Genomic DNA, 12,352 nt, shown 5'->3' with positions numbered 1-12,352 from the left:
CATGGACCGAAACCTCGACCCCAAGGCCGAGAAGCTGCTCGGCGAAGCGAACGATGTCCGCATAGCCCACATCCGCGGCGACCGCTGGGTGACCTACCCGGCCGCCAAACGCATCCTCGATGAACTCGAGGAGCTGATGAACTGGCCCACCAAGACCCGCCCGCCATGCCGCCTCATCGTCTCCGAGTCGAACAACGGAAAGAGCAGCCTGATCGAGCACTTCGGGCGCCGCCACCCTCCTGATCAGAATCTGAGTGGTGCAAGCGTCAAGGTGCCAGTGTTGATCGCTGAGGTCACGTCGCCAAACGAGAAGGCGATGTACCGCACGCTCCTTGAGGCACTTTTCGAGAAAGTGGACCCGAAAGACACAACGGAGGAACGCAGGGAACAGCTGTACGCCGTCCTACGGCGCATCCAGCCCAAGCTGATTCTTTTGGATGAGTCCAACGACTTTCTCGCAGGCTCACGACTCAAGCTGCTCGAGTGCCTGGTTGCGCTCAAGCACATCAGCACGAAGACCAAGATTCCGATCGTTGCTGTCGGCACGCCGGAAGCGAAACGCGCCTTCGCCTCCGATCCGCAGCTCGAGAACCGCTTCGTTCCCATCGAGCTGCCGCGCTGGAAGTCAGGCCCGGAGTTCCAGGGGCTGCTCAAGAGCATCGAGAAGACGCTGCCGCTTCGGCACGCCTCCGGCCTGCACGACAAGATGATTGCCGACGTCATCTTTCACCGCACGCGCGGCATCCTGGGTGAAGCTTGCGCGCTGGTCGAAGCGGCGGCCACCTACGCCATTCGTACCGCCACCGAGAAGATCACGCTGGTGGAGCTGGAGAAGTGCAACTACCGCGTGTCGAGCAAGTTCGACTCACGCCGGAGCGCCTAGCCGTGGCGTTCATCTCGAACGACACGGCGCCAGGCCGGACAGCTCCGCCCGACCCGGTGGCTGGATTCCGCTTCGCGGCCATGCCCAACGGCAGCTGGTGGATACGCTGGCTGGGCGACGTGGCCTTCCACGAGCGGCACATTACCAGCCGACAACCCACCATCAGCGTGGTGCTGCAAAACGCGGAGCCCGGGAGAGAGAAGGAACTGGAGACCATACGGCTCACAGTCTCGCAGCTGTGTGCCGCGCGTGTGGGCTCCCTGTGGCGAAACAAGGTCGTCACAGACCAAGTGATGGGTGAGGAGCGGGAGATATCCTTCGACGCCAAGGACTTCGTGCAAACCGTTGCCGGTGCCACAACGCCACAGAACCGCTTCGGCGATGACGGCTTCATGCTGCCGTACGAAGCGCACGTGTTCCACCGTGAGCACACCAAGGCGCCGTGCCTGGCGGGCTGGGTCGACACCACCTGCTACGTCATTCCATCAACTGAGCTCATCCGCTTCTACTTTGGATCGTCGGGGGGCTTGCTGCGTCGCTTGTTCTCGGCGAACTTCGACGCCGACCGCCTGGTGACCGAGCAAAGCCTCATGGCAGGCCACCTGACCATCGGGCTGCCCCACGACCTCGGCGCTGCATCGGCGCACGATGTGGCACGCATCCTCCTGTCTCCGGAGGCCAGGCTAGGCGCCACCCAGGTTGGCCGCTCGCTGGTGGCTGGCACCGTGGCGACGCAGGGCAAAGACCCGGTATACGCACAGACCCGCCTCCCGTTCTCCGGACGCACAACGCTCAGGGTCCGAGGGGTTGAGCTGCAGGGACCCGAGTGGCTTAAGCGCTTCCTCGTTCAGGAAATTCTCAGCTGCGCGGCGCCGTTCCCGTTCCAGTCCGTGCGCTACTCGTGCACCACGAAAGCCAAGCCCGCGCCGGGTTGGCAAGGTGCGCAACCTGGCGATGCCAGGGCAAACCCAAGCGTTGCCAGCTCTCGCGGCAAGCCGACTCAAGTTGGCAATGCGGACCCATCCAAGGCCTCAGCCTCGCGGACGGTCTACCTTGGTCGAGACGTCCGCTTCCCGGACCTGGTCAACAAACCAGCGCGGCGCGTCGACATTGCAACGCCGGCGCAGATGCTGGTGCGTATGCTTCCGCCCTCACCGCTGGATGGTTCGGGCGAAGGCACCGGCCGGGGCACCGGACGCCCGCTCGACCTGTCGCTGCAGCCTGACGCCCGACCGAGCCTACCTACCCTGCGGTGCCCCGACAAGGATTGGGCGCCGTTCTTCCAGTGGTTGACGCGCCTGGCCGGAGAGCCCTGGGTCGAGAAGTTGAGCTTCGTGCGCATCCATCCCGGTCAGGCTCGAAGCCACTGGGCACAGCTTCCCGAGATCGTCACTGACGAAGGCGAGGTGCTGGAAGAAACGCGGATACGGGTTAGTCCAGTGGACCGAGACTGCTGCCGCCGGCTCGCATCGTTTGCAAACCTGCAGGTGAAAGGACGGCTCTCGGGACTGCTCTCATTGCACCCCTGGTCGCCTACCGATCAGAACGTTGTGCATGTGTGGCCGTCGATTCCGATCTCCGAGGTTGAGGCGCTCCGAGCTGTCGTTGCGGCCTGCACCGGCGATCCTGCAGTGGGACCTCCACGACGCATAGGGCTCTCGCCGGCTGCGAGCTTCGATGCGGCGAGCTTGGGCGACGCGGTGCAAGAACTGCACGATCTGCTTGTGGGCTGAGATGGGCGTCACAGCCTTCCACGAGGACCAGCTGTCGCTTTGGCCGATCCGGCCCAGGCCACTTCCCGATGAGCTCCTGTCGAGTTGGATGGTTCGGCTGGCACATGCCAATGGCAAGAAGGTCCAGCGCTTCTATCGTCACTGGTTTGGGCGCGACTCTCTTCCTTTGTGGAATCGCGACATCGACCGGTTGGCACCTCCTGAGCTCTCGCAGGAACTGGCGCGTCGAACCGGCGTACCGCTCGAACTGCTGGAGGAGACAGCACTTCGGAGCTTGGTCGGAGCGGTCTTCACAGAGTTGGCCACCGGCGGACTCACGACCTGGCTGACGACGCTTGGTGTGTTCCACCGCCAGCGTCGGCGCGGTGGCCTGATGTGCTGCACCACATGTCTCGCCGACGATGAAACACCGTACTTCCGCAAGGCATGGCGCATGTCCTGGGTCACGGGTTGCACTCGGCACCGCACGATGTTGATTGACCGTTGCCTGTGCGGCGCCACGTTGCAGCCGCACCGCGTCGACATGCGGGAACGCAACTGGCTGTCTGACCAAGTGTCGATGGCAACCTGTTGGTGCTGCGGCGAAGACCTGCGAAAGCTCCGCCCCGGCAAAGCCGATCCCGACGTTCTGGCGCTTCAGCGCATGTTGGAGACGGCGCGCCGAGACGGGCATGTGGATGTGGCAGGCCGTAGCGGCCTTCACTCGGTGCTCTTCTTCAATGGCCTTCGTGTCTTGTTGCTCGCGAGCGCACGCTTGCCGGGACCCGACGGTGTAGAGCCTGCGGGTGCCGGTCGTTTTGATGAGATGCCCGTAGAGCAGCGTGCGATGCTTCTAAGCCGCGTACAGCGCCTTTTGGCCGACTGGCCCAAGACCTTCCACAGCACCTTCAGCTCAAGGCCCAACATCTATTCGCATTTCACGCGTCACTCGCCGGTGAGGCCTTTCTGGGTGGACGAAGAGGTCAGCCTGCTCAATCGGTCCAAGACAGACCTCACTTCGGATGAGGCCCGCTCCATCGAGTCAGTCGTCGAGGCGTATCACGGGCGGTTCAGCCATGCGCTCGCGCATGAGATGTTCGGGCGCGACCTGAGCCGATTGCGAGCACGCGAAAGGCCACGCATCACCCAGGACGATGCCGACATGTTCCTCGCGGGCATCGACATCGCGGCGTCAACATCGGTCGGGCGCGTGCGTGAGGAACTGATCCGGGATCGCACGATGTTCCTCACCGCTCGGCTGCTCAAACTGCCACAGAGTGCGCTGCGGGAGATGAAGGTCGAGGACTATTTGTCTGAGATCGACGATGAGCCGTTGGACGACACACCTCGCGACGGGGACGATCTGAAGATCTATCTTCGTCGCTATGTGCGACTGGACCGGGCGAAACATCGGCTCGCCGACTTGAGTCCCTGGCTCTTCCTCTGCAGTAGCCCCACGGGTCAAATGTCGAAGAGCCTGGTTGGGAAGCGATACAACGACGCGTTGAAATTGGCCTACATGGACAGGCGGATTCCGGCCTTTCAGGACTGGATCACCTGGCCGGCCGGCGAGGCACCCGACAGCGCCCCGTTCCGCCTCAACCCTTGGGTTGATTGCAAGTGACGCGGTTGTCGTTACGCTGATTGCACCTCGACCACGACGCTTCCATCATGAGCTTCGATTTTCCGCTGGGAATCTTTGGATTGTTCAAACGCTTGCTCAAGAAGCCCCTCACCGCGCTCGGCAGGTTTCTGTTCCGAGAGGCGTACCTGATCTCGACGGTCTACAACTCCCATGGGCAGCGGCTTGGCCTGCGGCCAATGCGGCTCGCCAAGGGACTCGAATTCGACCTTCACCTCGGCAAGTACTACCTCGCTCGCCGCCAGCAATCACCGCAGATCTGGATCAGGGCGACGGACGGCAATTTGTTCTCCAAGGTCGTCCTGACCGTGACCGGCACGGGAAGCAAGGTGCATCACCAAATCGCCGTCGTGCTGTACGGCGTCGGCAGTACGCCGATCCAGGCTCCCATCGGGTTGCCCTTTCGCGACTTGAAGTTTCATGGCGACTGCGCGGACGAGCCGTACGAGTCGCTCATGATCGAAGTGCGCGAACTGCTCGATGCAAACAGCAGGCCGATTACCAACTTTAGAAGCGAACCTCGCCTTCTGGACCCGATCGACAACGTGGAGGAGGCAATGGGCCTGCGCCGCGGAGATGTCGAGGTATGGGGAGAGGTGTTCAACCTCAAATTCTTGGAGTGGCAGATCGATCGTGAGCGCCAGCGGCTGATGGGCAATCCATTTCGCATGTCGCCCTTGCACTACTGGCTGCGATCCAAGCTTTTCAGCGCCGAATGGATTGTTCTGGCTTCGTTCTGGAGCAAAAACCTGGTCACGGCTCGGCAGATGGCCGAAGCGTTCCACGATTACCTGCAATCCATCCGGCCGGTGGAGACAGCGTAGCCGTCGCCGTGCGTGAAAGGGGACCTTGCACCCTCGGCGCGGGCCTCGCTAGGAGCGTCAGGTCTTCGGAGCTTCGCTCGCCGGCGCTACGCTTACGACCGCATCGTCTGTTCCAAGCTCGTGCAAGAGCGCCCGGAACTTGGCTCTCGCAAGCATCTTCTCGGCGTTCGTGAGTTCGCCACGAGCCAACATCCTGAAGATGTTGTGGATGAGGATGCGGTCGACGTTGACGTCGATCTTCTGGGTGGTCGCGTTGATTGCATTGCGCAGCAGCGCGGGGTTTTCCTGGGCGTTGATGAAAGTGCGTACCGCGTCGCCGATCTTGACGTCATCGTCCGGGGTCAGTTCCCGCTGGTAGGGCGGCGCGGACGGCTTTGCCGGCGCTTCAGTCGACGCAGCCTTTCGCGCCGCCGGCTTGAAGCGCACCAAACCCTCGATGTCCGCCCGACACAGGTGCCCCACACGATCGGAGCGATTGCGGATCTCCGCACTCTGTTGGTCGATGACCCCCTGTGTCAGGTCCTGCACGCCGAGCACGGCTATGCGAACACCTCTGCGCTGCGCGAGGTCGATGCCGACGGCCAGATCACTGTCGCCCGTCACCAGCACGGCATCGCAGATCGCGTGGTGTGAAGACAGCTCCACCAATTCCGTGACGATCAACGAGTCGACGCCTTTTTGCTTGCCTGCGCCGTTGACCGTGCCCGCGCGAAGCACAAGGTCGTCAACGTTGATCATTGCGGCCTGCTGCTCCGTCATGCCCGTCGGGAACACGCCGTCGTACCAATAGACGCGCAACAGCTCTTTGCCATCGAGCGCGAGCAGCTCCTTGGACTTCCTGATGAGAAGCGCAACCAGTCCGGCAGGATCGACGATCTCCAGGTCCCGCCGCTTCTTGCTGCTGCGGTTGCTCACGATGTCGACCGCCTGGCACAGCAGGTATCCGGCATCCACCATCACGGCGAATCGGTTCATTTCGAACCCCGGAAAAAGATAAGCCCCCTGAACAGGGGGCAGATGCCATCAACGCGCGGATAGAGGTGCGGCTGCTGGCTGACTGCAGTATAGGTGCTCTTTGCCATCGGCGTCTATAAATAATTGACGGAACGTGCGGATTGGTGCATGGCGCGCCAATCTCTACGCAATCCAACAAGGTGCTCAGCGAGTGGCGCTCGGATCTGGCTCCGGGCTGTGCATCTCCGGCTGCCAAAAAAATGGGTCCCAACAAGTGGGACCCGAACTAGACCCGTTCGTCCGCTCTCTTCGGCCAAACGCGGCACCTAGGAGACAAAGCTAACCGAGTTCTGAAGCGTCGCAAGCTTCAGCCCCCAGGTGTGGTCAGCAGTCGAAGCTCCTTTGGAAGAAGCAAAGATCCTCACCTCACCCGACGCGAGATTCTGCAGAGTCGAGCTGTCAAACACCTGTCGCTCTCAACGGTCTACCAACCACTTTTTCAGCGCTATCTGAAGCACAACATCGATCAGCTGGTGTGGCAGGCATTGCAGCAGTAGTAGCAGCCGTTGATCCTGCTCTGCGGCCAACGCGATTTCGCCGTGGTGACGGCTTCCTGGCAGGACCAATGAGTGCCGAGATCGATCCGGTTTTCGGGAGATGGCATATAGGTGCAGCCCGTGGTGGTGTTGTGAACCTCATGGTCGCCGTTAGGCTGCGCGTTCTTGTTGATGATGAAGTTGGGCATGGTTCCTCCTCCTTGGTTGATGAAAAGTTGCCCCCTGCGGGCGCGAAGGTGATTGGTCACAGGTGCGTTCTCTGAATGAGGCGCCCGATGCGGCCCTCCAGCTTGATCTTGAGCATCGGCCACTCATGTCTTGCGATCTCGAAGCCGCTCATGTCGCCGAAGCGGCCGGTGTCTTCCATGATTTGGTGAACCACGGACACTTCTTCCTGCGCTTCGTCGCCCGGGTCTGACGAGCTCAGCTGCTCCTGCCAAGGCGCTCGCACCGTCACAGCCTCGCAGTCCCATTCGTCGAAGGCGCATCGCAATTTGAGGTACTTCGCTTCAAGCCGCGTCTTGCGCCGGCCGAAGACATCAAGGAGGTAGGTCCTTCCCACCACGGCATGCCGAGCTCGCGCGCTCGCCGTGTCGAAGGACGTGACGCCAGCAAGGCCATCACGTCCCACGTTGATCACGGCGAGCGCGAGCTGACGGCCTTCGGCCCTGGCCCGAAGCGCCTCCTCCACAAACTTGCGCGGATCGAGCCGCCCCTGACATGCGAGCAGCGTGGCGTCCCAGCCGGAGAGGACGTTCACGCAGTGGTCGGCATGTGACAACGGCCTCAGCACCGTGCCAAAGCCTCGCATCTCGGTAGGCAGTTCGCTTGCCCTCAATCGACTCCCTCCTTCAGATCGTCTAGCCGGTGTTGACGGCTTTGAAGTTTTCGACTGCCCTGCGAGCGCCCTCGACGCTCGACAACACAAACTTGGCGTGTTGATAGAAGTGTTCGCCGATGGGGGTCGGACGCACCCCGCCGCGGCCTCGCTCGAGCAGTTGCACACCGAGGTCGTCCTCCAGCGTCGCGATCTGCTTGCTGATGGCGGACTGCGCGATGAACAACTTCTTCGACGCCGCCTGAAGCGTCCCCAGCTCGATCGCGACGACGAAGTACTTGAGTTGCCTGAGCTGCATGGTTCGGCGGTCGTCGCTCAGCGGATGTACTTGCCCTCGCGGCTGATCAGGCTGAGGTCTACATAGTTGGAGCCTTCGTGATCGGTCGGCGAAAAGCCGACACGAAGGCCGCCAAGATCGAGATCGCTCATGCTCTCGAGCGCGGTGATGAACTTCGCTCGGTTGAGATCCGGCCCTGCCAATCGAAGCGCGCCCGCCACGAGCTTGGCCGCGATGAAGCCTTCAAAGCTGGAGTACGACACGGGCACCTGCATGCCCGTGTCCTTGAGCGCCTGTCGGAACTCCCGTGCCAGGGGCACCGTCGGACTCCAAGGGTAGGGTATGACCTGCGTGACGACCACGCCGCGACCATCTGGCCCAAGTGACTTGGCGAACTCATCCGAGTTGACGTTGGACAGCGTCAGGAACTGGGAGCGCAGGCCACGGGCTCGCATCTGTTTGATGAAATCGATGCAAGCCTTTGGAGAGCAGGCCATCGCGACCGCATCGGGCTTCACTGCAGAGATGGTGAGAACCGAGGACCGCACGTCCATGTCCTTGCGGTCATACTTCGCCGTTGCCAGCGACTTCACCTTCGCTTGGTTGAGTGCCTCCTCGAAGCCGACGAGTGCGTCTTTGCCGAAGGAGTCGTCCTGGTACATCACGGCGATCCTGCTTACGCCTTGCGTCGTGAGTTGCTGGATGAGGCGCACTGCCTCCTGGTGGTAGCTCGCCCGCAAATGGAAAACCATCGGGTGGTGCGGCGACCGGATCGATTGGGCGCCTGAGAAGGGCGCAACCATGGGGACCTTCTCGCGCGTGATCACCGGAATGGCCGCCTCGACCGAGGGCGTGCTTCGATAGCCGAAGAGCGCGAAGACCTTGTCTTGAGTGATCAGGCGTTCAGTGTTGGCAACGACGCGTTTCACGTCGCGACCATCGTCGTACGTCTTCAGTTCGATGGTGCGCCCATGAATGCCGCCACGCCGATTGACCGCAGCGAAGTACACCTTCGCTCCGTCGATGTTTTCTCGTGCAACACCTTGACCGCTGTACTCACCAGACTGCCCCAGCAGGATTGATGTGCGTGTCACACCCTCCTGCGACATAGCAGCGCTTGCGCTGACCAGAATTGCTGCGGCCAACACCGCTCGAACCATCCGTGAAGTGACCATGAGTGCCATCCTTCTGAAGCGACATCACAAGGCAGACACATCACGTGCACAACGTCACGACCACGTGGCATGACAACGTTGTGCACCTGCTGTGCCCACCATTCCGGGTCAACTCATTCTGGGAAGAGCACCTGTCAATCGCCTGTCATGCCGACACAGTCTTGCGGTTGAGTTGATCGAAGCGTCATCACTCGTGAACGACTGACGCTCGATCTCATCCAACATAACGAATAGGTAGAAACGCGATTCGATGTGAATACGGAAAGACGAATACTGCGCACCGTTTTTCAGCGAGACCACCATGCGCATCTTGTTGGCAGAAGACGAGAAGGAGCTTGCGACATGGCTCGTGCGCGCACTCGCGCAGAGCCAGTTCCATGTGGATTGGGTCAACGATGGACGAATGGTTCACCGCAGCATCAAGTCGACGCTCTACGACGCACTGATCCTCGATCTCGGGTTGCCCGGTTCGAGCGGCCATGATGTTCTCGCAGCCCTGCGCGCTGCCGATCAACGCTTGCCCGTTCTCGTACTGACTGCGCGCGACTCTCTCCGTGAGCGCGTGACGAGCCTTCACGAAGGTGCCGACGACTTCATGGCCAAACCATTTGAGGTGGAAGAACTTGAGGCACGGCTCGTGGCGCTGATCCGCAGAGCAAGAGGCAGTGAACACCCGCGCTTCACATGTGGTCCGCTCGTGTTCGACGTGGGGACCCGTCAGTTCGCCGTGGGCGGCACGACGCTCAATCTCACACCGCGAGAGAGCGCGGTCCTGCGAGCCCTGATCCAGCGAAGCGGCGAGCCGTTGTCAAAGCAGGAGATCCTCGACCGAGTGTTCTGTGACGACGAGGACGTACGACTCGACGCGATCGAGGTACTTGTCCATCGCATCCGCAAACGCCTAGGCCACACCCCAGTCGGCATTCGAACCGTGCGTGGCCTTGGCTACGTCTTGGAAAGCACACCAGATGCTTGAGGCGTGGCACAGGTTGAGCCTGCGGCAAACCCTGCTGCTAGTGCTTCTACCGTGCATGCTCCTCGTGATCCACGTGGAGCTTTGGTTTACCTGGCGCACGACGATCGCGGCTTCGAACGCAGCCTACGACCGATCGCTGTTGGGAGCCATCAAGTCGATCGACTCGAACATCTCTACCGAGAGCGGAGGTCTTGCCGTCGAGTTGCCCTATCGAATGCTCGAGTTTTTCGAGCTGGCAGCGAGTGGCCACGTCCACTACCGGGTCGCGACCGAGGATGGCTTGGTCGAGATTGGCAACGCAGACCTGCCACCGCCCGCCAAACCCTTGATTACCGGTCAACCCCAATACATCGACGCGGTGTATTTCGGGGAGCCGGTGCGCGTCGGTAGCTATGCCCGCATGTTGAGCCGTCCCATTGCGGGTCAGCCTTCTGCACAGCGCGTCACGATCCAGGTCGCGGAGTCACTCTCGACGCGCGAGCGGTTCACGCGGACCCTGGTGGTGCAGACCCTTGTCCGAGACCTGTTGCTGATGCTGGTCTTCGGCGCCCTCCTGGCGGCCGTCATCGGTTGGGCGCTTCGGCCACTCGCTCGACTGAGGCACGAGGTGCAGTCGCGTCTTCCGATGGACCTCACCCCCATCAGCACTTCCGCCATCCCTCGGGACGTGCGCCCCTTGGTAGAGGCCATCAACCAGCACGTGCAGCGCACCCGAGAGCTGGGCCGGGTCCAGCGGCAGTTTGTGGACGACGCGTCACATCAACTGCGCACGCCGCTGACGACGCTGGCCACGCAAGTGTCCTTCGCGTTGCGCGAGTTGCACGCCGATCACATGCGGACCGCAATCGCCGCGGTCAAGTCCCAGCTCGACGAGACCATTCGCCAGACCAACCAGATGCTCGCATTGGCCAGAGCAGACAGCATCGATATGGAAACCACCACCTTGAGCTTGGTGCTTCTGGCAGAGGAGACCACTCGGTCGTGGTGGGCGGAGGCAAGGTCGCGCCAAGTTGATCTTGAGCTTGTAACGACGTCAGCCTCCGTGCTTGTGACTGGCAACGCGCCACTGCTCAAAGAGGCATTGGCGAACCTATTGCACAACGCGATTCGGTACACACCACCAGGAGGCCAAGTGGTGGTGGAGGTGCAGGCCGGCCTGACCGAGGCACGACTCTGCGTGATCGATACTGGACCCGGCCTCAGCCCCGCAGATCTCGCGCGGGCCGGCGAGCGATTCTTCCGGGGCAGCAACGCCAGTCAGCCGGGATCAGGACTGGGGCTGGCCATCGTGAAGTCAATCGCTGAGCGGCACGGCGGCCGGCTAGAACTCACCCACGGGCGTCAGGGCATCGGACTGTCCGTCAGTGTGTTCCTGCCGTCGTACCGTCCTCTCCGCAATGGATCGCGGGTTAACCCCGAGTCCCATCAGCCGGCGTGAAAGCTCACTGAAAGTGCTCGCTTCGTATCTTCGTTCGAACGTTGACGCGGTTGATGTCGGCGTGCGCAACATTGACGGAGACTCACATGAAGCTGAAGCAAATATTCCTGGGCACTGCGTTGTCCCTCGTGGGTTGGCTGGCGGTGGCCGGGCCCCTCGACAAGACGGAGTGCATCGCCCCTGCCAAGCCGGGCGGTGGCTTTGACCTCACCTGCAAGCTCGCGCAGAGCGCCTTGCTGGAAGGGAAGTACATCGCCGATCCCATGCGCGTCACATACATGCCTGGGGGCATCGGTGCGGTGGCCTACAACACGGTGATCGCGCAGCGGCCCGACAGCGCGAACACCATCATCGCCTTCTCGGGTGGCTCATTGCTGAACCTCGCGCAGGGCAAGTTCGGCCGCTATGGCGAAAGCGATGTGCGCTGGATGTCCGTAATCGGTGCCGACTATGGTGCAGTCGTCGTTGCTGAGAGTTCCCCCTTCAAGTCGCTGAAGGACGTGCTCGCCGCCGTCAAGGCAGATCCCAGCAAGGTCGTGTTCGGGGCCGGTGGCACCGTTGGCAGTCAGGACTGGATGAAGGCCGCGCTCACCGCGCGCGCCGCTGGCATCAACCCGAAGTCCATGCGCTTCGTGGCCTTCGAAGGAGGTGGTGAAGCCATCACGGCGCTGCAGGGCGGCCATATCCATGTCTTCAGCGGTGATGCCGCCGAGACCTTGCAGCAGATCAAGGCGGGGACGAAGGTGCGCATCCTGGCTGTAATGTCGGACAAGCGACTGGCCGGCGACCTTGCAAACGTGCCGACCGCGAAGGAGCAAGGGGCCGACGTGGAGTGGCCAATCGTGCGCGGCTTTTACGTGGGCCCCAAGGTCAGCGACGCTGACTTCAGGGCATGGTCGGACACCTTCGCGAAGATGATGGCGACCCCAGCGTACGACAAGCTGCGCACCGAGCGCGGACTGTTCCCGCTCGCGTTGACCGGCGCCGACGCCGACGCCCACGTGAAGAAACAAGTCGCGGCCTACCGCAAGCTGGCTGACGAGTTCGGCCTGAACGTCGCGGCCGCCAAGTAAACC

12 protein-coding genes are annotated in these 12,352 nt (G+C 61.9%); 7 read left to right on the top strand and 5 right to left on the bottom strand.

Annotation, left to right across the window (positions count from 1 at the left end):
* Position 1: 1 nt before the first annotated feature.
* Genes JI745_RS17130 through JI745_RS17115 form a run of 4 tightly spaced genes read left to right on the top strand, consistent with a single transcriptional unit; the run spans position 2 to position 5,061 of the window.
* Positions 2-883, top strand: a complete 882-nt coding sequence (locus tag JI745_RS17130) for a TniB family NTP-binding protein (RefSeq protein ID WP_201809623.1) — start codon at positions 2-4, stop codon at positions 881-883.
* A gap of 2 nt (positions 884-885) precedes the next feature.
* A complete protein-coding gene (locus JI745_RS17125) occupies positions 886-2,616 on the top strand; it encodes a hypothetical protein (protein ID WP_201809620.1) in 1,731 nt (576 codons plus the stop codon).
* 1 nt (position 2,617) lies between these two features.
* The gene (locus JI745_RS17120; RefSeq protein WP_201809618.1) at positions 2,618-4,219 is read left to right on the top strand and encodes a TniQ family protein; all 1,602 of its coding nucleotides are present in this window, start codon (positions 2,618-2,620) and stop codon (positions 4,217-4,219) included.
* Positions 4,220-4,266: 47 nt separating this feature from the next.
* On the top strand, positions 4,267-5,061 hold the full coding sequence (locus JI745_RS17115) for a hypothetical protein (protein WP_201809616.1): 795 nt from the start codon (positions 4,267-4,269) through the stop codon (positions 5,059-5,061).
* Between the two features lie 57 nt (positions 5,062-5,118).
* Here the strand turns inward: JI745_RS17115 and JI745_RS17110 are convergent, their stop codons facing one another.
* The 5 genes from JI745_RS17110 to JI745_RS17090 all read right to left on the bottom strand — a co-directional run bounded on the left by JI745_RS17110 (position 5,119) and on the right by JI745_RS17090 (position 8,862).
* A complete protein-coding gene (locus JI745_RS17110; protein ID WP_201809614.1) occupies positions 5,119-6,036 on the bottom strand; it encodes an NYN domain-containing protein in 918 nt (305 codons plus the stop codon).
* Positions 6,037-6,541: 505 nt separating this feature from the next.
* On the bottom strand, positions 6,542-6,760 hold the full coding sequence (locus tag JI745_RS17105) for a hypothetical protein (protein WP_201809611.1): 219 nt from the start codon (positions 6,758-6,760) through the stop codon (positions 6,542-6,544).
* A 56-nt stretch (positions 6,761-6,816) separates the two neighbouring features.
* A complete protein-coding gene (locus JI745_RS17100; RefSeq protein ID WP_201809608.1) occupies positions 6,817-7,332 on the bottom strand; it encodes a hypothetical protein in 516 nt (171 codons plus the stop codon).
* 100 nt (positions 7,333-7,432) lie between these two features.
* Complete coding sequence (locus JI745_RS17095) at positions 7,433-7,708, bottom strand: LysR family transcriptional regulator (protein ID WP_201809606.1); 276 nt, start codon at positions 7,706-7,708, stop codon at positions 7,433-7,435.
* Positions 7,709-7,725: 17 nt separating this feature from the next.
* On the bottom strand, positions 7,726-8,862 hold the full coding sequence (locus tag JI745_RS17090) for an ABC transporter substrate-binding protein (protein WP_201809603.1): 1,137 nt from the start codon (positions 8,860-8,862) through the stop codon (positions 7,726-7,728).
* Positions 8,863-9,163: 301 nt separating this feature from the next.
* Between JI745_RS17090 and JI745_RS17085 the strand changes: the two genes are divergently transcribed.
* The 3 genes from JI745_RS17085 to JI745_RS17075 all read left to right on the top strand — a co-directional run bounded on the left by JI745_RS17085 (position 9,164) and on the right by JI745_RS17075 (position 12,349).
* Positions 9,164-9,838, top strand: coding sequence for a response regulator (locus JI745_RS17085; protein ID WP_201809600.1), 675 nt, complete (start codon positions 9,164-9,166; stop codon positions 9,836-9,838).
* A 55-nt stretch (positions 9,839-9,893) separates the two neighbouring features.
* Complete coding sequence (locus tag JI745_RS17080) at positions 9,894-11,276, top strand: sensor histidine kinase (protein WP_201809597.1); 1,383 nt, start codon at positions 9,894-9,896, stop codon at positions 11,274-11,276.
* Positions 11,277-11,362: 86 nt separating this feature from the next.
* A complete protein-coding gene (locus JI745_RS17075) occupies positions 11,363-12,349 on the top strand; it encodes a tripartite tricarboxylate transporter substrate binding protein (protein ID WP_201809594.1) in 987 nt (328 codons plus the stop codon).
* Positions 12,350-12,352 lie beyond the last annotated feature (3 nt).

Source organism: Piscinibacter sp. HJYY11, from assembly GCF_016735515.1.
GTDB lineage: Bacteria > Pseudomonadota > Gammaproteobacteria > Burkholderiales > Burkholderiaceae_C > Rhizobacter.
Note: the sequence above shows the minus strand (reverse complement) of the source record. Positions and strands in the feature narration are given on the sequence as shown.